13 protein-coding genes are annotated in these 24,114 nt (G+C 39.0%); 4 read left to right on the top strand and 9 right to left on the bottom strand.

Annotation, left to right across the window (positions count from 1 at the left end; all coding sequences use genetic code 11):
* The first annotated feature begins 11 nt into the window (after positions 1-11).
* From HUS61_RS14375 to HUS61_RS14365, 3 genes are read left to right on the top strand one after another with little or no spacing between them, the layout of a single operon-like run.
* Positions 12-4,478, top strand: a complete 4,467-nt coding sequence (locus HUS61_RS14375; RefSeq protein ID WP_175082892.1) for a matrixin family metalloprotease — start codon at positions 12-14, stop codon at positions 4,476-4,478.
* A gap of 7 nt (positions 4,479-4,485) precedes the next feature.
* Complete coding sequence (locus HUS61_RS14370; RefSeq protein WP_220094660.1) at positions 4,486-12,102, top strand: thrombospondin type 3 repeat-containing protein; 7,617 nt, start codon at positions 4,486-4,488, stop codon at positions 12,100-12,102.
* A gap of 15 nt (positions 12,103-12,117) precedes the next feature.
* Positions 12,118-12,762 (top strand): hypothetical protein, encoded by a 645-nt coding sequence (locus tag HUS61_RS14365; RefSeq protein ID WP_175082890.1) that lies wholly within the window; start codon positions 12,118-12,120, stop codon positions 12,760-12,762.
* Positions 12,763-12,809: 47 nt separating this feature from the next.
* Here the strand turns inward: HUS61_RS14365 and der are convergent, their stop codons facing one another.
* The 9 genes from der to ndk form a co-directional block, all read right to left on the bottom strand.
* Positions 12,810-14,279 (bottom strand): ribosome biogenesis GTPase Der, encoded by a 1,470-nt coding sequence (der, locus tag HUS61_RS14360; protein WP_054553521.1) that lies wholly within the window; start codon positions 14,277-14,279, stop codon positions 12,810-12,812.
* Positions 14,280-14,354: 75 nt separating this feature from the next.
* Positions 14,355-15,533, bottom strand: coding sequence for an outer membrane protein assembly factor BamB (gene bamB / locus HUS61_RS14355; RefSeq protein WP_062565865.1), 1,179 nt, complete (start codon positions 15,531-15,533; stop codon positions 14,355-14,357).
* A 9-nt stretch (positions 15,534-15,542) separates the two neighbouring features.
* Entirely contained in the window at positions 15,543-16,163 is a 621-nt protein-coding gene (locus tag HUS61_RS14350; protein WP_175082889.1) for a tetratricopeptide repeat protein, read from the bottom strand.
* Positions 16,164-16,187: 24 nt separating this feature from the next.
* Positions 16,188-17,462 (bottom strand): histidine--tRNA ligase, encoded by a 1,275-nt coding sequence (gene hisS / locus HUS61_RS14345; RefSeq protein ID WP_175082888.1) that lies wholly within the window; start codon positions 17,460-17,462, stop codon positions 16,188-16,190.
* Between the two features lie 133 nt (positions 17,463-17,595).
* The gene (gene ispG / locus HUS61_RS14340; protein ID WP_054553525.1) at positions 17,596-18,714 is read right to left on the bottom strand and encodes a flavodoxin-dependent (E)-4-hydroxy-3-methylbut-2-enyl-diphosphate synthase; all 1,119 of its coding nucleotides are present in this window, start codon (positions 18,712-18,714) and stop codon (positions 17,596-17,598) included.
* A gap of 5 nt (positions 18,715-18,719) precedes the next feature.
* Positions 18,720-19,607, bottom strand: a complete 888-nt coding sequence (locus HUS61_RS14335) for a RodZ domain-containing protein (protein ID WP_175082887.1) — start codon at positions 19,605-19,607, stop codon at positions 18,720-18,722.
* Positions 19,604-21,415: a type IV pilus biogenesis/stability protein PilW gene (pilW, locus tag HUS61_RS14330; protein WP_175082886.1), complete on the bottom strand. Its 1,812-nt coding sequence runs from the start codon at positions 21,413-21,415 to the stop codon at positions 19,604-19,606. Before pilW ends, HUS61_RS14335 begins: the two co-directional genes overlap by 4 nt.
* A 114-nt stretch (positions 21,416-21,529) precedes the next feature.
* Positions 21,530-22,660, bottom strand: coding sequence for a bifunctional tRNA (adenosine(37)-C2)-methyltransferase TrmG/ribosomal RNA large subunit methyltransferase RlmN (locus HUS61_RS14325; RefSeq protein WP_175079522.1), 1,131 nt, complete (start codon positions 22,658-22,660; stop codon positions 21,530-21,532).
* Positions 22,661-22,830: 170 nt separating this feature from the next.
* Positions 22,831-23,262: a nucleoside-diphosphate kinase gene (gene ndk, locus HUS61_RS14320; RefSeq protein ID WP_036972405.1), complete on the bottom strand. Its 432-nt coding sequence runs from the start codon at positions 23,260-23,262 to the stop codon at positions 22,831-22,833.
* A 241-nt stretch (positions 23,263-23,503) separates the two neighbouring features.
* On the opposite strand from ndk, the gene HUS61_RS14315 reads away from it, so the two are divergent.
* Positions 23,504-24,094, top strand: a complete 591-nt coding sequence (locus HUS61_RS14315; RefSeq protein ID WP_175082885.1) for a DUF5034 domain-containing protein — start codon at positions 23,504-23,506, stop codon at positions 24,092-24,094.
* The last annotated feature ends 20 nt before the right edge of the window (positions 24,095-24,114 follow it).

Genomic DNA, 24,114 nt, shown 5'->3' with positions numbered 1-24,114 from the left:
GGATTAAAGTAATGAAAATAGCAAAATGGATTTGGCCACTCTTAACTTTTGTTTCAATACAAGCTTTGGCAGGCAGTCCGAGATATGTTTATAACAATGACAATCAGCTCGTACCAATCCACTGGGAAGAAACTAATTCTCCTTATAAATGGCACTTAAATGAACTTGGTTATCCACCTTTGTCTATTTCGATCGTTGAACAGCAGTTACATGAAGCGTTTTCTGCTTGGCAGGTTTTACCCGATAGTAACGTAACATTTGAGTATCAGGGAACAACTAAACAAAGAGGAAGTGGGGATGGTAGTCAACTTTCAGCTTATATTGATGGTATTAATGTAATTTCGTTTGTTAATAGCGAATATGACTTTCCGTCTAGTGTGCTTGCTGTATGTTCAACTTCATCGTTTGGTGAAGAAGTGTTAATTACTGAAAATAATAACGATCTTGATGGTGATGGTGAGGGTGATATACCAGTTGGTTTATACCCAGCAGGTAGCATCTTCAATGCTGATATTTTTTTTGATGGGTCTAAAACCTTTACTAAAGAGTTACTTCATAATGTCGCACTACACGAAATAGGCCACTGTATAGGATTAGCACACAGTTCAGTTGAATTCAGTGTTATGACGCCATATGCCGATAATGATTTATCAAGAGGCGCATTGCTAAAAAATGATGATATTTCTACTTTAGTCAGTTATATGGGAAAAGACGAAGCAAAACAGCGCTATGGTACAATTAGTGGTCAAGTTTTTAATGGAGTTACTGGTAATACTATTAGAGGGGCGCATGTCTATGCAGTAAATAGTGACACTCTCGTTCAAGAAGTGGGTACATATAGTTTAATTGATGGTGAATATAACTTAAGGTTACCAGTAGGTAATTACTTTTTAAAAATTGAACCTCTTGATGGTACTCACCCTGGGTTAGAAGCTGAGCGTCTTACATCTATAGTAAACCCACCAGAGAATACTTTTTTTGAAAGGGAATACTATGATTTATCCGAGTCATCTTACGAAAGTGGTACTGAAGTACCCATGTTATTTAATGTTACTGCTGGGTTAAATGTTGAGAGCATTGATTTTTACATAAATGAAAAAATAGCGAGTGAATTTAGTTTCGAGTTAAAAGCAGGATTAAATTATTTTGGTTACCCTCAGAAAGTACCATTCGGTTTAACTTCATACTCTCTTCTGAATCAACTTTCTACCTTCATGAAAATAAATCGTATTGAAAAATTTAACCAGGAAACGGGTGGGTTTGAATTTTCATTTATGGTGGATGGAGAACCACAAGGTGTTAATTTTGATATTCAAGAAGGCGAGGGCTATTTAATAAGCTCTGATGCAGGAGGTGATTTAGTTTTTCCTGGCGCGACTTATTGCCATGAGTTTGAGCTGAAAAAAGGGTTAAATCTAGTTGCAATAACTTGCCCCCCTGCAAACTTTGACTCATATCAACTAATTGAGGCTATAGGATCAAGCTACACTGTTGAAAGTGTTAGGTTTTATGACTCTGTAAAGAAACAATATTTAGAAACTCAATATATCAACAATCAAATAATGGGTGATAAGTTTTCTTTGACTCATGGAGTTGCTGTTGAAATTCGAATGCTAAGAGATATTGGCAAGTTCAAATTGTCTAAGATTGATGTTAGTCCACCTATTATTAGTGCTATTTCACCGGGATCAGCATTACCTGGTGATTACGTACTTATTTCTGGGCAAGGGTTTAATGCTGATGTGAATTTGAATGTTGTATTGTTGGGAAATCAGCGTCTACCAATACAAAGTGCGTCACATAATTCTCTGTTAATACAGCTTCCTAATAGTATAACACCTGCCGAATATGAGCTTACGGTAATTACTAATGAGCTTATTAGCAATAGTGTCACTTTGTCGGTGAAGTCTACTGAAGTAGAAGAGAAAGATGATGCGTTAAGTCAATTATTATCGGGTATGGAAGTTAAGGGCTCTATCAGTAGCCTTGGTGAACAAGATATTTATACTTTTGTTGCGTTAGATGGATCTAAACTAAATGTTAATTTAATTCCTGTGAACAGCGAACCTGGATTAAGCCTACAAATATTAAACCCTTATGGCGGTTTATTATTACAAAAAGATGCAATTACTGGCTCTTCACAAGTAAATATTCAAAACTTTCAGATTAAAGAAACGGGAATATATACATTAGTTGTTTCGGCCAAATCGGTCGGGGCTTATAGGTTATCGTTTGATTTGGATGCTCCGCAAGGAGCTGCAAGAACATCAGTTTTAATGGGAGAGTCACAAGTTGCTGTAAAAGGAACGGAGTTAAAACAACCTATATTAATGCTCGTTACAGATAAGCGTGGTCAACCTGTATCAAATGCTGATGTAGTAATTTCTCAAAGAACTGGCAACAATAACGCAGAGGCTTATAAGAAAGTAACGGGCTTATCTTTGCCTTTAACAACAAAAGATTTAAATGCAACTTCTGCGGACTCCATTAATACTGTATCTGATGATTCCTATCTTAAAACTCTAAAATCAGATAATTATGGTTTGATTGGGGTAGCAGTTGCTGTACCTGATTTAACTAATGACTTTCAATTAGTAGTAAGTGTGCCTAGCTTTAATGATATTGAGCCAGTATTACTGAATGTGAAAGTAATTGAAGAGCCAATTGCACAAATTAAAATAGATAGAACAGAACAAAACTGTGCTAATAAATGCCCTGTTGGTCAAATGCTTCCGGAGCCTTGGCGTGCGACATTCTTGAATGCTCAGGGACAAGGTATTCCTGGTGTGCCTGTTGAATGGCTAGTTATTTCTGGTGGCGGTAAACTTGGTAAGCAATCTGGCGAAGCTACTCAAACACGAGTTAAAGTTGAATCTGATGCTAATGGAAAGGTAGAAGTTTTTCATAAGCTTGGTGAACAGCTCTACTTAAACTCAGATACTAGTGACTTAAGCCAACCAATTATTGAACTTCCTCAAGCTGTACTAATGACTATTCCTGGTCAATCTGCGCCATTGCTTTTTACGGCTGAGGTTAAAGCTGGGCCTGTAGCTTCAATATCGTCTAATCGTTCTTCTATATTGCGTGAAACTTTATATACCCAAAGCATCAATAGTTTAGGCTTTATAGCAAAAGATAGTTTTGGGAATCCAGTAGCAGATGAAAAAATCACTTTATTATCTCCTGCGCCCTCCTCTGGTATTGCTGTGATGCCAGGGTATGTCAATGGGACTCAGCTTGAAGACTTTCGAACAAATGAACGCGGTATTTGGCTTGGCTCAATTAGTATAGGTGATGTAATACCAACAATAGATGAGTTTGGTAATAAAGGATCCATAGGTTTAGCAGAAACTTACGTTTTAAACCTCCAAGTAGGAAGCCAAATTATTAGTTTTGATCTTGATGTTGATATGGGGCCTGTTTTGGCATCTGTAAAGCCTATATCTAGTGCTTTAATAGGACAACATTTAGATGAACCATTAGTGTTTAAACCTCATGGGTTTATGAGAAAGCTGAAATTTGACCCTTCACAATTAGTACCCAGCGATGCTGCGATATTAAGCAATGTCTATATTAAGAGAAATTATACCGGAAGTAATGAACAAGATTATGGATGGCATTTCACTGATTCTGCATCTGTATTTTATGATATTAACCGAAGTGATTTTTCACAATTGGTACCACTAATACACAAAGGAGATGAAGTTCATGTCACTGTTCATAATGATCAAGAAATTGGAACAGAAATAATCCCAACTGATACACGTTTAAGTTGTGTTGATATTGAAAATGCAAACCAAGTTATTTTTTGTAGTGGAGAGCTGCAAGCTCGAGCATATAGGGCAAGAGAGGCTGTCGTTAACGTTGATAATGTAGGCCAGTTTAGCTCCAGGAAGGCTATTGTAGTTAAGGCCGTGATCCCTAACTTTTCTCACGGCATATTAGTGGGATCTACGAGTGTAGCGCCTGCAGGCTCGACTGCTGAAACCGAGATTGATATACATTGGTGGAATGTAGCGAAAGAAATGAACGTCAAGGACTTAACAGGAGTTTCTTGGATTTATCCACAGCCAATTAGTTTGTCATTTATCGTGGATGATAGTGATGAAGGGCTGGGGAGTCATTCTGATATTTACCCAGGGATTAAAGAGGTAAGTGGCATTGATTTAAATACTCTAAATATTACTTTACCGAATGGAACTGAAATAAATGGGTTAAATATTCAAGATAGCTTGAAGTTGAATCAGGCTCCAAATTTTGCGCGAATTTGGTTTGAACACCTCCAAATTTCACAGATTAATGAATCATCGGTTGCTAGTTCCCCTGAGCACTTCCAACTTATCTATGAACCAAAATCTTCTGAGCTTACAGAAGGCTTAAACACAGTAAAATTAAAAGTATCAGATTCAGCCGGTAATGATACTAATGAAATTAGTTGTACATTTAATTACCCAACGTCAATTGAATGCCAGGAGTAGGAACGCAATGAATAATAAATGGAATTTAATGCTGGTATTTATAATCGGCTTTATGAGTTTAATTACGAAGGCTGGCGAATTCGTTAATTCGAGTGTAAAGATTTCTGATGTGAATACTCGCTCTTTTGTGGTGGCGTGGGCTGCGCCAAAAGACTCTACAGGTAATTTAAGAGTTTTTTTGGACCCAAAGGGTAATGAGCCAGTAGAAGCAAGTATTAGCTCATTTCAATTTACATATGCAGAAAGTAATGGCCTCGAGCAGAAAATGTTACAACAGGGGTTATTTAGGGTTCGGGTGTATAATTTAGAACCTAATACTCATTACTATTTTGGGCTTGAGCAAACACTTGAAAGCGGTGTCAAAGAGCTTCTACCTAAGTCTGGTGCGCTTTTTCATGTTAAAACGATGAGCAAAGAAGATATAGTTTTAAATGATACTTTGGCTGCATTTATTACCTCTCAGAGTGAGCAAAGCTCTTCTGGAAAATTAATTTACTTTAAATTCTCTGATACTCAATACCCTATTTCTCATATAGTGGGGGACTCTCTTCCTGAGAACATGGCTGCTGTCAGTTTGTCGAATGTATCAGATGGTGAAAAGCACATGTTATTGCGGCAATCAACAGTTGAATTAAAGGGGCACACATCAACAGGAATAATAGACAATAGCTATTCTTTGCCAGACAACTCGCAATTAGGTCACCTCCAAAGAATACCGTATGAATTATTAGTTTCAAGTGTGATTGATACTGATGGTGATGGTATACCGAATTGGTATGAGTTAGAGAATGGAATGGACCCTAATACTAATGATGCGTCTCTTGATCTTGACGGTGATGGTCTTTCTAATATTGAAGAATTTGAATTAGGAACAAAAGCTAGTTTAGCCGACACCGACGGAGATGGTGTAAGTGATTATCAAGAGGTTAAAATATCAGGTACTTCAGCTGTTAATGTTGATACTGATAATGATGGATTAAGCGATTATCAAGAATTAATGGTTTTTTTTACTGATGCGTTATCAATCGATACAGATGGAGATGGTTTCTCTGATGGCGATGAAGTTGAGGGAGGTTATGATCCGAAAGATATTAACACACACCCTCCTTATGCGGATAAGGACAATGATGGTATTTCTGATAGGAATGATAATTGCCCTGCAATACCTAATGCTAGTCAACTAAATACTGATAACGATGAATTCGGAGATGTATGCGATGATGATGATGATGGTGATGGTATAGCAGACTTTGAAGATAATGCACCTTTAGTTGCTAACCCAGATCAGCTCGATACTGACAGTGACCAAATTGGTGACGTTATCGATAATTGTCCGACAATAGCAAATACCCTTCAAAAAGATAATGATACGGATGGTTATGGAGATGAGTGTGATGACGATGACGATAACGACAGTATTTTAGATTATAAACAGCTTGGAGCGCCATCAAATATTGCTCTTACTCTATATGGTATTGAGTCAGTTGAAGTTATTGATTTACCATTTGCAAATAACTTCAATGCGAAAATCTATTTTGCAAAGCAAACCATAGATCAAAATCAGCAAATTTATCTAGGCGAGTTCGACATGAGCCTACATAAATTTACTAAAAAGGAACTTTCTCCTGAAGATGAAAGCAAACTAGGGCAATTAGTTTCAATTGTTGATGGTGAGAACTGTGATTGTGTGTTAATTAATCAACCCAGTAGTTTGATAAAACTTACCACACTAAACCAAGACATTAACATTCGGCTACCTTCCCACACACCTGAGATGGGAAGTCAACTTTTTTTAACATCAATAGATGGTTCCGCTTTTAGTGCTTATAGCTCTTCAGATCACACTGAACTATTAAATATGCTCGTAGCCGGTAGTTCATTCGTTAAGGATGACAATTGCCAATTTACAAGTAACTTTGATCAAATTGATACTGATGGTGATGGCGTCGGTGATGCGTGTGACTTTTCACCTCAGGATATCGATGGCGACGGAATTTTAAATGCGGTCGATAATTGTCCTGATTTCCATAATCCAGACCAAAGTGACCTTGATGGAGATGAAGAGGGTGACTTATGTGATGAAGACATAGATGGAGATGGGGTTCCTAATGATATTGAGCTAAATGAGCTATATACAGATCCAATGAATGCATTCTCATGGTCCGATAATGTTAGTGATGGGAATGCGGATTTTGATAATGATGGGGTAAGTAATAGTCAGGAATTATTGTTAGGGACGGATCTTTTAACTCCTAACCTTAAATTAATTAAAGGAAAGAACTACATTTATTATCCAATAGAGGCTCTGGATTCTAAAGTGGCCTCAAGTTTAGTTGAAGTATTAGGTGGTGAAGAGTTTATTACTCGGCTAGCGAGAGTAAACCTAGCTGGTAATGTAACCGATGAATATGTATTTGATGGAGAAACATGGGTAGGAAGTGACTTTGAGTTAGAGGTATATGGTGGTGTAGTTGTTGACTCAATTTCAGAATATGCTTTGCCTGAAGCTAAGGCAATAAACTGTGCATCAATAGAGTTTTCAATTGGTGTTAACTTAACTGCATTACCCTGTACAAAAGTTGGAGAAACGGCTTTTTCGCTTTTAGAAAAATATGGTCCAACTAAAATTAAGTCTATATCTGGAGTTGATTTAGAGTCAGGCTTATTTAAAACAGTGGCTTATTTGAATGGTGAGCTGCAGGGGGAAGACTTTAAAATCAATAAAAGTCAGAGTTATGAAATAGAAGCAAATTCTTCTTTTCTAATAGACAAACCATCTAACACTCAACAAGGAGTTTCAATAAATAGTTTAGATGATATTCAAACTGTAAATTCGCAGAGTATTGATTTTTCGGGCTTTATTTATACACAAGAAGGTGTTTTATTAATTAACAATAAAGCTGTTGAGCTCATAGACGGACGTTTTGAAGTGATAAATTTTGAGCTTTCTGAAGGAGATAATCTTATTGTATTAAAAGGCAGGGACGAATATGGATTACCAATACTTTTTGAATTTACGATTAGGTTTGTTTTACCTCCATCGTTTGAAATTACAAGTCATGAAAGTGGCCAACCTCTTAGAGCTAAATCTATAACTCTTGCTGGAACATATAGCAGAGCTGAACGTATTATTGCTAATGGTGTTGAAGGGGTGTTAGAAAATGGTAATTTTATTATATATCCCGTTCTTTTAAATGAAGGGGAAAACACTATTACTGTAACTGCTTACGGTGAGTTTGAAACCAAAATTGAAAAAAGTATCCAAGTTTCCTCTTCTCCAATTGTTCTTTCCTTACCAGCCGGTACATCAAAAAAAGTTGAGTTATATCAATCTGTAGTTGGTGATGAAGAGAAGTTACCTGTTATTCCTGAATATGTTGAATACTTTTATGATGCTGAGCTCAAATCAGCAGAATTAGATGGCTCTTCTTCTTCTTACCCAAGTATAAATGAAATTGGGTTTGAAGCTAACTTTATCAGTGCGGATCAAAGCAGAAGTCCAGGCATTATTCTTGAGTTTAGTGCTGTAGCTACGAATCAACAGTATGGCGCACATCATTTTTACGTTCCAGTAAAATCAACTGATGTTTTTGGCTCTCTTCCTTATATCGAGGATATTTGGGTTGTTATTACTTTGATAGATGAAAGTGGTGGGGGAGCTATGTTTGTAACTTCACACTATGATGGAGAAACAGTTAATGAAAGTAGTGTTAGATTTCAAGGGCGAGTATTAGAAGCTGATTCATTAAAATATAGCGACCAACCAATTAGTCTAGAGAATGGGTACTTCGATATACCCATTAACTTAAAAGCGGGAAGAAACTATTTATTATTTGAAATTAATAAAGAGGGCGTGCTTACAGAAGAGGAATATCGCTTAGATTATTATCCTGAAGCTTATCCTAGATTGTTAGTCACATCTCATTCACATAATCAACATGTTTCTGGTGCGCAAGTTGAAATTGTAGGGACAACTTCTCAAGCCAATACTAGTGTAAAAATTAACGGTGTTGACGCTTTAGTTAAAGGTGAAAATTTTTCAGCGTTTGTCCCTTTATCAAGTGATATTAATTGGATTTATATTACTACAGAATTGAATGGTAAATTAAGCCAGTACCCGTTGAAAGTGATTAGGAATAAATATGAGGCGCGCGTTTTAAATGTTTCAGATAGAGAATATCTCCACTCCTCTACCCCGGTTATAAATGTGTTTTCAGATGGTAATATAAAGAGAGCTAGGGTTAATAATGGATTTTGGAGAGAATCTGATAACGTAAATGAAATTAGTTTAAATATTGATTATAAAGCTCCTTTAATTCCAGGTAGAAACTTTATTATAGTTGACATTGAATATGAAGACGGAACTATTCAAAAATTAGTGAGTGTGGTTAGCTATGAGCATGAAGAGTTTAAATTAAAGGTTCACACTCTAGAATCGGTTAAAGTCTGGATGACAATTGAAGATGATTTGTATGCTAGAGCTGAAAGAATCACTTTTGATTTAGGCTACGCTCTTGACTCTAAAAGTGGCCTTTTTCGCGCCCCAGCTCCATATAATAAGCCAAGAGGGTATGGTGCGTATGGTCGATTGGGTAAAAGCAACATTGTTGCTGATTTAGGACTAGATGAGTTATCTCGCCGAAAATTGTTAGTTGAATTCCCATATGAAATATATCAAAAAGGTGTTGAAGTTGGCGATGAATTTGAAGAAATTAGTGGGATACGAGTTTATGATAACTCAAGTGAACTAATCTATTATCAGAAGGTAGATATTAAAGGCGAATATGTTGAGATAAATTTAGAACCCAAAATATATATATGGAATCATGAAGATAATGAAAAAGTTCATTCAGATAAAACAACGATTTTAGCATCAGCTGTAAATTTTACTCCTACATCAGCCGCTATTAATAATCATAGCCTTGATGTTATACCTACTACTTTAGATAATGGAATTGAAGAGAAACTATTATTTGCAGGAAGCGTGAGTTTGTCTGATAGCCCTTATGTTATTGATGTTAGTAATCATGAAGGCGAATTACTAACTTCCCAATTAAACTTAGAATATGAACAGTTAGTTTATACCTTGCAATCAGGTCAAATCGTTACACAAAAAAACAGTGATATATTTGTGACATACTTAGGGCCGGGGTATACCTGGGAGAGTGAGAAACGATCATCGACATATGATAAATTAAATTTGATTAGCTGGTACCAGGTTGGCCCGAATCAAGAAAATTATGGTGGACTTTACGTTGGAGAGGTTTCATATGGTTTCAAAACTAATGAAGGAGGTGCAGTACAAGGGTTTGATTCATTATGGAAGCATTATAATTTCGCTCATTATAATAATGAAGGCCTTGATCCCGACTCATATGATATGAGTATTTTTCAATTTGTAGATGTTGTTACTGGACCTGATCTAATACCTGAAATTGATATAGTAACCCCTGTAGATCTTGAAGAGACATTCTACCCAAATATTAAAGTAAGAGTTAAAGTTGAAAATGATAACCTTTCTAATGTTTATGTAAATGGAACTTTAGCTGAAAAACAGTATGACGATAATTTGTGGTTTAGAAACAGATTGTATCATGAGTATGATATGCCATTACTTATAGGTGAAAACACGATTACTATTAAAGCTCATTCATCTATAAATGATAATATGGCAGAGGAGTCACTTACTGTATTAAGAAAACCTACTCCTCCTCCTATTTATGATGTTTCTACCCCAAGTAACAATTCAGTCGTAAAAATAACTAATGAAAATGATGAGGTTTATATTAAGGGTGAAGTAGATCTATCAATACCTATAGATGAACTATTTATAAATGGTCATCTAGTTGAAATATCAAGTGGCGGCTTTTTTTCTTACAGTGCTGTTTTTTCTGAGGGTCAACATGAAGTAATTATCATTGCAGAAAATAGTGCAGGTACTACTGAAAAGTTGGTCAATTTTAAAGTGGAGTATGGTAGTCCAGAGATTATATTTTCTTCCCCATTAGATGATTATTACACGACCAGTAGAGGTGAAGAGTTAATAGGGGGGATAGTTAATGGTAAGCAAGCTGTTTTGACTGTTAATGGTGAAGTTATTGAAATTAATAGCCTGAGTGGCTCCTTTAGCTATTTTGCAACTTTAAATGAGGGAGAAAATATATTTGAAATTATCGCAAAAAATGCGTTTGGAGAAACAAAAGCAACTAAAGTGATTAAACGTATTATCCCTTCAGAAAGCCACATTGAGTTAGAGCCTAATAGTGGTGTAGTAAATGAGTGGAAAATTAAGGCTTCGAGTCAAGTTGTTTCAGCATTCTCTAATTATAGAGTAAGGCTTGAAAATAACGAAAATAGCGGAATCCATTTTAATGCTAATTATAAAAGTTTAGAAGGACAACCTGAAGATACAGTAATATTTGAATATCAATTTTTCATTGATGATTATGTTTCTCCAGGTTTATATAAGCCAACTTTAATTATTGACTTTTTAAATGTTTTAGGAGAGGTTATTTATACTGATATTTTAGATTTTTATATTTATTTTGATATTGAACGTCTATTGTTAAACTTAGATAATTTAAGTCAAGAACTTACTATAAGTACTTATAATTACACCATTACTGGCAGTGTAAATGATCCTTCGGCAACGTTGTTAATAAATGGAAGTCAGGTTCCCATTACTGAATTGGGCAGCTTTTCATTTGAGTTAAATTTAGATGAGGGTGTAAACTTAATTAGGTTAGAATTATCAAACTCTGAGCAGGAAATAAACGAGTTGTATACTGTTAATGTTTGGACAGGGGAGCTAGACTTAACTATTACTGAACCCAAAGATAGTGTTAGTTATTCGAGTTCAGATATAGTTTTCTCAGGAAGTGTAAGCGATTCTCTAGCGAGCCTCACGATAGATATGAAGCCAGTTATAGTTAGCAATGATGGATCATTCTCCACGATTTTATCTTACAGCGAAGGGAATCATGAGGTAGTTTTTAATGCATATAATAACTATCAATCAGTGACTAAAACTGTTTCATTTGAAGTGCTATCTCAACCATTATCTGTAGAATTATTGTACCCCTCAAATAGGAGTGTTTTTTATCAAAATGCAATTAATGTCAAAGGGTACGTTACAGATCCGAATGCTGAAATAGTAATTAATGAACAGTCAGTAAACCTTAATGAGGCCGGTGAGTTTTCTCATGTATTGCAATTACCTGAGGGTACACATGAATTAAATATAGAAGCAACAAATAATCTTGAGTCTGATAGTAAATCCTTAAATGTAACTATCAAAAAAACTGTACAAGGAAAACTTATAGAGATTGCTCAGGAAAATGAAAGCCCTGTCCAAATCGAAGATATACCTTTATCTGAGCAGCAGCTTGCTAGCATATATAATTATACTTATCATTTGTCAGCATTACCTGAAGGAGTTACTTTTAAATTAATTAGCATGAATTGTTTAGGAGGTGCAGCACTTGTTGAGTACAAACTTATTGCTGATGTAGATACTCCTAAATCTCAGTATCCAACTGAATTAAAGTTTTTATTTAGAGATACATCTAATAATATTATCATTGAAGAAGTTTTCCCTTTGATTTTATCTATAGTTGATGAATAAAAGTAATGATTAATTATGGCTTTTTATAAATATTTAAAAGCTGATTTGAGGGGCCGTATTTTGTTTTTAAATAGAAAGATATATCTTTTTTTTATTTTTTTGTTAAGCTTTTTAGGAGTAATTATTTATTACCCAATAAAAATTGTTTTATTTTCAAAAAACACAGAAAATGGCTACTTAATTCAAGTTACCGATAATAAAAAAATAGTTATTGAGTCAATGACAACGGATAATACTTTAACAATAAACACGATAAGTTACTTAAGTATTTTAGTTAATGGAGGATCTCTCCAGATCATTCACCCAATAGAAAAAAAAGAAATATATAAGCCTAGATTCTTAGACGTTATTACTCATAAGGTTGAAATTCAACTGAGCTGCTGGTGTGCTGATGAAACATATCCTGAAGAACAAGATATATCTTTAGTGTATCTCCACTTCGTTGATTTAAAAGAACAATATATACAAGAAGTAGATGTTGTTAGTCGGAGAAAGGCTATTGAAGGAAAAAGTAGGGCACTATATTCTCTTGTTGCCGTAGCAAGCTCTCGTATCGGTGAATCAAGGAAGCTTCATAAGAACCAAGTACGTCAAATGAAAAAAGATATGGGAGAAATAATTGGAGATCTGTATGTTGATCAGAGCTTAGGTTATTGGTAAAAACCTTGTAGATACAACCTACAAGGTTTTAACGTCATTCTTGGCAACTAAGACTTGTTGCGGTTTTCTTTCGCAAATGCACGAATTTTACGTTTTTGCGATAAAGTCACTTTATTAGTGCGACCCGCGTATGGATTATCGCCTTCTCTAAATTCAATTTTGATTGGCGTACCCATAATACCTAATGCTTTACGGTAGTAGTTCATTAGGTAGCGTTTGTAGCTATCAGGTAAGTCATGAACTTGGTTACCGTGGATCACGATACGTGGTGGGTTATAGCCACCTGCGTGAGCATACTTAAGTTTTACACGACGACCGCGAACAAGTGGCGGTTGGTGATCGGCTTGCGCCATATCCATAATACGACGCAGCATCGCTGTGCTAATACGCTTAGTCGCTGACTCGTATGCTTCGTCTACTGACTCAAATAAGTGACCCACACCTGTGCCATGTAAAGCAGAGATAAAGTGTAAACGTGCGAAATCAATGAAACCTAAACGACGGTCAAGCTCTGACTTAATACGTTCTTTAACGTAATCATCAAGGCCGTCCCATTTGTTAACAGCAACAACCAATGAACGACCTGCGTTTAAGGCAAAACCAAGTAAACTTAAGTCCTGATCAGAAATACCTTCGCGCGCATCAACCACAAGCAATACAACGTTAGCGTCTTCAATTGCTTTAAGGGTTTTGATCACAGAGAATTTTTCTACAACATCGCTTACTTTCTTACGCTTACGAACACCTGCGGTATCAATAAGAATGTACTCTTTGTCGTTACGTGTCATCGGAATATAGATAGAGTCACGAGTTGTACCCGGCATATCGTAAACGATTACACGTTCTTCACCTAAGATACGGTTTGTAAGTGTTGACTTACCAACGTTAGGGCGACCGATAATAGCAAGCTTTACTGGTTTGTCAGCAAAGGCTTGCTGGTTGTCTTCGCCTTCTTCATCTTCGCTGTAAAGATCAACCAATTCGTCATCACTTTCTTCAAGCTCTTCAGCTTCGCCTGCAAGTTCTGCAATAACAGGCTGTAGAGTTGTTTCAAGTAATTGCGTGATACCACGGCCGTGAGCCGCTGCAATGTGATGTACGTCGCCTAAGCTTAACTGGTAGAACTCTGCACAGTATGAATCTGCATCAATGCCATCCACTTTGTTTGCCACAACAAAACATTTCTTTTGTTGTTTACGAAGGTGGTTAGCAATCGCTTGGTCTGCGGCGGTCATACCTGCGCGGGCATCAACTAAAAATAGCACGATATCGGCTTCTTCAATCGCTAGTAGAGATTGCTCAGCCATTTCAGTTTCGATACCTTGCTCAGAACCGTCAATACCACCCGTGTCTACCACGATAAATTCATAGCCATCGTAATCAGCTTGGCCATATTTTCTATCTCGTGTTAAGCCTGGAAAGTCGGCTACGAGGGCGTCACGAGTACGTGTTAAACGGTTAAATAATGTGGATTTGCCCACATTGGGTCGCCCAACAAGAGCGATCACGGGAAGCATAAACTACCTCTTAAAAAAACAACAAAAGGCTTCGCCAAGCGAAGCCTTAGAAAAATAACGTTTACTATTAGTAAGTTAGTTTGGAATTTTAACCGCGCTAACTTCACCATCTCGGGTGTATAAAATTAACTTGTCACCGGCAACAACTGGCTCAATAAAGAAACCTGAGCTGTCAAAGTCTTCGCGCGATACAAGCTCACCCGTTTCTTTGTCTAACCAGTGTAGGTTACCTTCTTGGTCACCTAGTGCTAAATATTTACCAGCCACGGTAGGGCCTGTTAAGTACCAGCCGCGCAGTGCCGGTTGGCTCCAACGCTCAATACCTGATGTTTTATCTAGACCGTAAACAACACCATCGCTATCAACAACATAGATAGACTGGCTATCCATTGATAAATCACGGTAGCTGCTGTACTCACGTTTCCAAACAACATTACCAGAACGAATATCAACGGCTGCTAAGTTACCATTATAGGCGATTGCATAAGCATATGGACCGCTAATTAATGCTTGTGTATCTACATCAACCAAACGTTCAAACTCAGACGCACCTTTTGGAGAAGCAATTTCAGCACTCCACGCAGAGTAACCATTTTCAGAAATTAATACGCTTAATTTACCTGTTTCAAGACCTAGTAATACACCACCGTTGGCTACAGTTGGTGAACTTTGACCTCGTAATGTAAGTGGTGGCACTTCTTGTTCAAAGCTCCAACGCTCTTCGCCTGTATCTGGGTGTACAGCTAATAATTTACCTGAGCCTAGGTTTACAAAAATTAGGCCGTCGCCTGCAGCTGGTTTAGCAAGTACTTCGCCTGGCATAGTTTTGCGCCAAACGATTTCACCTGTTTCACGGTCAAGAGCAGTTAAGTAACCATGCTCAGAACCAACGAAAATTTTGCCGTAAGCTTGTAAAATACCGCCCGATAGCTTGGCACTTTCTGTGGTTTCCCAAGGCCAGAAGGCTGGGTTTTCACGCACATCGGTTTGCCATAGCGTATCGCCATTTTCAAGCGATAGGGCTTCAACTTCACCTTCGCGGTTTGCTACATACACAACATCGTTATGAATAGCCGGCGTTAAGCGCGAGAAATAGTGCTGAACACCATCACCGATTGATTCTTGCCAAACCACTTCTGTCTCAAATTGATTAACAATTTCAGGCAGTACCAGTTCTTCTTCGTCATCACTGGACGAACACCCAGTCAGGGTTGCGATACACAGAGCAAGTGTTGCCGCTGTTAACTTCTTCATCTTAACCCCTTACGCCGCTGGGCTAGTTTGTGCTAAGTCATCAAGTTTAATTTGTAATAACGGATTGTTTTCAAGGCCGCCATTTTCAGCAGCAGCTTGGTATTGGCTGCGAGCTTGATCTTTGTCGCCTTGTGCAGCATAAACATCGCCTTTTAATTCAGCGACTGCAGCAGCAAATGATGCTGGAAGCTGGGCGTTTAGCGTTGTTAGCGCTTGCTCATATTGCTTTTGTGCAAGGTGAACACGAGCAAGGCGCGTTGTTGCCGTTGCTTTAAGCTCAGGGTTTTGCTCGTTGGTGATGATCCAGTTCAACTTTTCGCTTGCTGCATCAAGGTCATTCTTGTCAACGGCTTCTTTCGCCGCAACAAATGCTGTTAGCGTGCTGTAGCTTGACTCGCCATTGTCTTTAATAAACGTATCCGCTTTTTCTAGCACGGCACCGCTTTCAACAAGTTGTGTGAAAGAGTCAGATGCTTTCTCAGCTGTGGTGATTTGGTTTTGGTTATAAGCTTTCCAACCATATAAACCACCTAAACCTGCAACAATACCAATTGCAAGTGCTAAACCATTTTCACGGAAAAAGCGTTTGATCGCTTCTTCTTGTTGTTCTTCTGTTGAATAAATTTCCATGCTTACCTCTGTTGCTAGCTGGGCTTAAATAAGCTCAGCTAGTAGCGTTTTCGCTTCTTCTAGTTTTAAGGTGACTTGTTCTTTACGCTCACGTAAGTACTTAATAGTCACAACGCCTTGTTCTAATTCATCTTCGCCGATAATAACCGCTACAAGAGCATCGCTTTTATCTGCGCGTTTTAATTGCTTTTTAAAGTTGCCACCGCCTGCGTGCACCATAACACGTAGACCTGCAACATCTTTACGTAATTGAGCGGCAATGATTGGCGCTTGAATGCTGGCTTTATCGCCCATGGCTGCCAAATATACATCAGCACTACGGCGGATGTCACCTACACTTTCTAGCGCTTGAAGTAATAACACTAAACGCTCAAGACCCATTGCAAAACCTACCGCTGGTGTTGCTTTACCGCCTAGTTGTTCAACTAGACCATCGTAACGACCACCGGCACAAACGGTTCCTTGTGCGCCTAGGCTATCGGTTACCCACTCAAAAACAGTGCGGTTATAATAGTCAAGGCCACGTACAAGCTTTTCATTTACCGTGTATTCGACGCCTGCAGCGTCTAAACGTTCACATAAATTTTTAAAATGTTCTTTTGATTCAGCGTCTAAGTGCTCAGATAGTTTAGGCGCATCAGTTAAAATAGCTTGTACATCAGGGTTTTTGCTATCTAACACACGTAAAGGATTAGTGTGCATACGACGCTTAGAGTCTTCATCAAGTACATCGACGTGTTGCTCTAAGTAAGCAACAAGTGCATCGCGGTAGTCTGCACGCGCTTCATTTGAACCTAATGAATTAAGCTCCAGACGAACGTGCTCACTGATACCAAACTCTTTCCATAATTGGGCTGTCAGCAAAATAACTTCTGCATCAATATCAGCAGTGGCAATGCCGAATGTTTCTAAACCAAATTGGTGGAATTGACGGTAACGGCCTTTTTGTGGACGCTCGTGACGGAACATAGGGCCCATGTACCATAAACGTTGTTCTTGGTTATACAGTAAACCGTTTTGATTACCTGCACGCACACATACTGCCGTACCTTCAGGGCGAAGTGTTAAGTTATCGCCATTACGGTCTGCAAAGGTGTACATTTCTTTTTCGACGATATCGGTTACTTCACCGATAGAGCGCTTGAATAGGTCGGTTGATTCAACAATTGGAAAACGAATTTCTTGATAACCAAACGATGAAACTGTTTCACGTAAAATGTCTTCTACTTTCTGCCAAATTTGCGTATCGCCTGGCAGACAATCGTTCATACCACGAACTGCCTGAATTTGTTTTGCCACTGATAAATCCTAAATACTGTACTTGCGCTGAAAAAATCGCGCCTCAAGAAAAACTAAAAAATTGACCCGTCATTATACCGTCTAAGCGGTAAAGGTAAACGGCAAACCCAAGGGTTTGCCGAGTATATGCGAATTATTCAACGATTTTGATGTCGATTGGCGTTTCTTTCTCTTTCTTAGCGATAAAGTCACGCACATAGCCTTCAAGTTGGTCGACAATATTATCGTTATCGATACGCGCTTTTTGGCGCTCACCATTGATGTATAAGCCAGAGCGACGGTTGGCACCAGCAAGGCCGATATCACTTACAAGTGCTTCGCCAGGACCATTAACTACACAACCAATCACCGATACTGACATAGGCTCAACCACGTCTTCAAGGCGCTCTTCAAGCTGGTTCATGGTGCTTACCACATCAAACTCTTGGCGTGAGCAGCTAGGGCAGGCAATAAAGTTAATGCCGCGTGAGCGAATGCGTAATGATTTTAAAATATCAAACCCCACTTTGATCTCTTGTACCGGATCGGCAGCAAGTGATACGCGTAATGTGTCACCAATGCCTTCGGCAAGTAGCATACCTAAACCAACAGCCGATTTAACAGAACCTGAGCGCATGCCGCCTGCTTCGGTAATACCTAAATGCAGAGGCTGGTCGATTTCTTTGGCAAGTAAACGATACGCACCAACCGCTAAAAATACATCTGACGCCTTAACAGATACTTTAAATTGATCAAAGTCTAAACGTTGTAAGATCTCAACGTGGCGCATAGCTGATTCAAGAAGTGCTTCTGGTGTTGGTTCACCGTATTTTTCTTGTAAGTCGCGCTCTAATGAACCGCCATTAACACCAATACGAATCGGAATGTTATGCTCACGTGCTGAGTCTACAACGGCACGAATACGCTCTTCGCTACCTATGTTACCAGGGTTAATACGTAAACAATCCGCACCATACTGAGCCACTTTTAATGCAATACGGTAATCAAAGTGAATATCTGTTACCAGCGGGATAGTGACTTGTTCTTTAATGCTTTTAAATGCTTCAGCTGCTTCCATAGTTGGTACAGACACACGCACAATATCGGCGCCGGCATCTTGAATAGCTTGAATTTGTGCAACCGTTGCATCGATATCTAGGGTGTTGGTGTTAGTCATCGACTGAACGGCAATTGGCGCACCATCACCAATTGGTACGTTACCTACGTTAATACGGGTCGATTTTCTGCGTTTAATAGGAGATTCTGAAAACATTGCGGTTACTCTGATAACGGTAAAGTAAATTTAGCTAAGCGATTTTTGGCAAAATGTGAGGTATCGACGGCTTGACCTTGAAAAGTAATATCGACTACTTGGTGTTTGCCTAATACTACATTAAACGGCTGTGGGCCGGTTACTGTCATAATGTAACCTGCTTTTTTAACACCAAAAGCGATGCGATCGCCGTTGCCATCGTGAATTTCTACCCAGCTATCTTCATTGAAGTGCATCACCACTTCGCTGTGCTCAGGATCTGCCTTTTCAGTTTGTGGCTGAGCAGCAGATTGGTTTTGTGATGCAGCTTGATTTTGTGCTTCGTTGCTGGTCGTTGGCGCATCAGCTTCAGGCTGAGCGATTTCTTGCTCGCCTTCAGCGAGTGGTTGAATGGTTTCTTCAGCTGGTGCTTCTACAGCTAAGTCAGGTGAAATATCACTGCTTTCAAGTTGATTTGGCATCGCAGTCGTGACCGGCTCTTCGATATTCTGGTTGCTATTTTGCCACCACCAAAACACAGACGAGCCAATGATCACCGCTAAGATAAAGTAGCTAAACAGCATTAAACGGCTGTCATGTGCTTCTTTTTCTGTGCGGCGAGAAAAGCTCTGCATTTTTGACTTTTTCTCAGGCTCAACGTGCTCAGGCAGTAATTCAAGCATGGCTTGGCTATCGATTTTAAGCTCACGGCAATAGCTTCTGATATAACCTTTTACGAAGGTCGCAGGGCCTAGTAGTTCGTGCTCGTCGTTTTCTAGTCGTTGTAACTGTAAAACTGATAACTTTAATGCACCAGCAAGTTGCTCAAGGCTCATTCCTGCGTCTTCGCGGCGCTTTTTTAGCGCTTGGCCGAGCGTTTCTTGTGGTTGTTCTAAATTGTTTTCTTCATTCATAATGCGTATGAGTCTGGATCTACCAATAAGAGTCTATGCCCAGGTTCTAGGGCGACATCTGGGCTCAATTTGTTCCAGCGCATTAACTGATCGATCAATACGCTATGCTGTGTGGCTATGCTAAAGAGTGTGTCGCCATCATTGATGTCGTGATAAATGTTCGGATCGTTCAAATAAATGCGAGTACCGTTTTGTACACGATCCGATTCTTTTAAGCCATTCCACAGCAAAATCTTCTGTAGTTTAACATTGTATCGCACCGAAATGCTAAAGAGGTTTTCACCATTTTCAATAATATGATACGGGATATTCAGCGCCGGTACATTTGCGTTCAGCATGGGTAAGTTAAGCGGCTCGTTTGTCACGCTAAAGTCAGTGCTATTTGCGGTTGACGCCGTTGTTTGACTGCCACTAAATACGTTTTCGTCTTTTTCTGCTTCGTAAAACACCACAGTGCTGGCATCATTTTTGGTATTTTGCGAGTTTGCTGGCGTTTGTTGTTGAACGCTTGGCGTTTGCGGTGCACCAAATGACACTATGGTCACTTCATCATTGCTTTGCGCGTCTGTTTGCTGCTTTGCAATAACTGGAGTTTGTTCAACTTTACGAGAGGAAACTGTTTGGAAACCTTCGTCAGTTTGCTTTGTGAGCGTCTCTGGCGTTGTATCGCTCGTTTGTGAAGAGGCGAGTGTCTCTGTTACGGGCTTTTCTCCGCTGTCTGAGTTTACCTCAGTAGGCACCTGTTTATTACTTTGCGCTACAGTTTGTGGCTCGGGTTGAGTTTTGTTTACAGTTGGCTGCTCAACTGGAGAAGCTTGTTCATTAGTTGTTGGAACATTTGTGGTCTTTACAAGGCTTTGCCCAGTAGCAGCCACTGACGTCTGTGCAACAACAGCTTGTTTTGCAGGTGCTTTTCTTTTCACGATGCGAATTTTTGGCTGATCTTTGCTAACCGTGCTGTTATCGCTTGAGATTTTCAGTTCTTCAAGCTGCGCTTGACGGTATTTTTCTCGTAGAACTTCAAATTCTGAGCGTTTAGTTTGTCCAGATGAAATGGTTTTTGCTTCTACTGAACCTGGATAGGTTTGTAGAATAATACCTGCCGTTGTTTCAGCTTTTTCAATATGGCCCATGCGTTGCTGAATTAAGTAGCTGAGCATGAGTGCTCGAGGTGTTACTCGGCCTAAAGACTCGTATTTTTCAATGATATCTTCAGCTTTATGAAGATCGCTTTTTGCGTAATACAAACCAGCAAGGCTTATCATTGAAGAAGGACGCTGTGAGCTGTGATTTAGTGCTGACTTAAGGTATTTTTCTGCGTTTTCAAAATCATCAAATTCAATCGCGCACAAGGCTAAGTTTTCGTAACTTTCAGCTACACGGATATAGCTAGGAATTGAAATCGCCTTAAGAAGCTCTTCCGCAGCGCGGTCGTATTCGCCAATGCCACACAAAAATACACCGTAGTTATTTAAGGTGTTCGGATCATTAGGGGCGATTTTTAGTGCGCGTTGATAGGCTTTATCTGCTAGCTCAGGTTCATCAACCTGTTGATAGTAATAAGCTAAAGAATAGTGTACTTCAGGAAGGTCAGGGGCAAAGTCTGCGGCACGTTCTAGGTTATATTTTGCTTGCGAGTTGTTGCCTGTCTTTAAGTACTGTAACGCAAGTGCGATACGAGTACGAGCAGCACCGGTATTATTAATCTTTTTTTCAACAACGGGTCTGTCGCTACCATTGTAGCTGTTTTCTGTAACACACCCTGTTAATGCTATTGCACTAACAGTAATGGCAAGTATAGAACGCATTACCTAATCTCTTCTTTGATTCCGTATGCCTATCTTACCGAAAAGCCTTTGTGTTGCATCTATTATTTTAAAAATAACGAGTTTGTCACAAAGGCTTATCTTTAAAAGTTACGCTTATGCTTGGTGAACATTTACCGCAATAGCGTTATCTTCGCGCATTTTCTTTTTCGCTAAACGTTTAGTTCGGTCTACAACATCACCCACTAATTGCCCACAAGCTGCGTCAATATCATCACCACGGGTACGGCGAACAATACAGGTAATTCCCGCTGCTTGTAATACTTTAGAGAAGCGGTCGATGCGGCTGTTGCTCGAACGGCCATACTCATTACCTGGGAATGGGTTAAACGGAATTAGGTTCACTTTTGAAGGTGTACCTTTAAGAGTTTTAACCAATTCGTGTGCTTGATCTGTGCTGTCGTTTACACCTTGTAGCATAACGTATTCGATAGTCACATCTTTGTTTGCTTTAGAGCCATCAATATAACGACGACACGCCGCTAAAAACTCTTCGATAGGGTACTTTTTATTAATTGGTACCAGTACATCACGCAGCTCATTGTTTGGTGCGTGAAGTGAAATAGCCAGCGCTACGTCAATTTTCTCTTTTAATAAATCAAGAGCAGGTACCACACCTGATGTACTTAAAGTAACGCGACGCTTTGATAAACCAAAACCCCAGTCGTCCATCATAAGTTCCATTGCTGGTACTACATTTTTAAGGTTTAGTAATGGCTCACCCATACCCATCATTACCACGTTAGTAACTGGTCGCTTAGTGCTATCGCCATCTAAACCAATGTCTTTTGCAACACGCCATACCTGACCGATGATCTCAGATACTGATAAGTTACGGTTAAAGCCTTGTTGTGCTGTTGAGCAGAAAGTACATTCAAGGGCACAACCTACTTGTGATGAAACACATAAAGTTGCACGGTCTTTTTCTGGGATCCAAACAGCTTCTACTTCTTGGCCACCTTGTAGCATCAGGGCGTATTTGATGGTGCCATCACTTGCCTGTTGTCTAACTGAGATTTCAGGAGCAACAATTTCACATTCAGCTTTTAGTTTTTCTTTTAGCTTTTTGTTGACGTTTGTCATGTCGTCAAAATTGTCTACACCAAAATGATAAATCCATTTCATCACCTGATCGCCACGGAATGGCTTTTCACCGAATGATACAAAAAGCTCACGCATTGCATCTCGGTTTAAATCTAATAAATTAATCTTTTTTTCAGTGGCCATGAAACAACCTCAATCAGTGACGGTGGTAAGTAGTTTGGGTGCGCGATTGTACATTATTTAATCGACTTAGTCATTAGCTAAACAGATTTACAATAGGCTTAGCTAATGACTAAAAAAGGGCCCGAAAGCCCTTTTTCTTCTGCATCACAGACTTAGCTGTGAACTCGAAATTAACGAGTACGTGGGCAGATTTCTTCGTCAGCGAAGAAGTATGCGATTTCACGTGCAGCTGATTCAACAGCGTCAGAACCGTGAACAGCATTTTCGTCGATGCTGTCTGCGTAGTCAGCACGTAAAGTACCAGCTAGTGCTTCAGCAGGGTTAGTAGCACCCATGATTTCACGGTTTTTAAGTACTGCGTTCTCACCTTCAAGAACAGTAACCATTACTGGACCAGATGTCATGAACTCAACTAAAGCACCGAAGAAAGGACGCTCGCTGTGCTCAGCGTAGAAACCTTCAGCTTTTTCTTTTGAAAGGTGAACCATTTTAGCTGCAACGATTTTAAGACCAGCAGTTTCGAAACGGTTGTAGATAGCACCGATGTGGTTTTTAGCAACTGCATCAGGTTTTACGATTGAAAAAGTACGCTCTAAAGCCATCTTTATGCTCCAATAATTTTAAATTTAAAAGGTTAAATATTAACGGGCGCGAATTATACGCGCTTTACGTGAAAATTCCTAATTTAATTAAATAGTCATTTGATGGCATTTTCATGAACCCTAACCATGTATAGCAACACGGGTATAAAGTGTGAGCGAATTTTAGCAGTTAAGTACTTGTTGTGGGCTGTTTTATAGGCAATTATTAACTCAGGAAATGATAAAACTAATAAGGACAATAATGAAAAATCTTTTACTGGCTAGTTTACTTGCAAGCTGTTTAGCTGGCTGTAATTCAGACTCAAACGATGAGCTTGAGTGCTCTCCTTACCCCATTGCAATCGATATTAATAATTATGTTGTCACCCCAGAGCAAAGCGAAGCTAATACAGCACTCGCCTATGATGCCTATACCATTAAACTAGGTGGTATTGGCGAAGGCGTTTATAGTGAAGGAAATGAGCCCGACCCTAATAAAGAGTATGCCGAGTGTGCTATCCCAGCTGTGGTACTAGGGAGCGCGAACACCATTACAGCTATTAATATTTACTCAAGCGCTGATTACAACAATGAATTCACCGCGGGTACGAGTTTAAATAGCGTGTTTGATATCACAGAGATGTTTGTTAATGATTTTGATTACTACAGTGATGGCAACTATGCCAGTGTAGAAGATTTGAGAGCTGTATTACCAACCACTGCACCTATATTTATTGAGCTAAAGCCTAACCAAGCACCTGAAGTTGAAAGTAGCCATATTTTTTATATCGATATTAGTTTTGCAAACGGCAAAACCTTTGCGCTTGAAACTGAAGAAGTGCAGCTGTTTTAGTTTACTATTTTTCACTTAAT

This window comes from Pseudoalteromonas sp. 0802 (genome assembly GCF_013350085.1).
In the GTDB taxonomy this organism is placed as follows: Bacteria; Pseudomonadota; Gammaproteobacteria; order Enterobacterales; family Alteromonadaceae; genus Pseudoalteromonas.
This window is presented reverse-complemented; position numbering and strand designations above follow the sequence as displayed.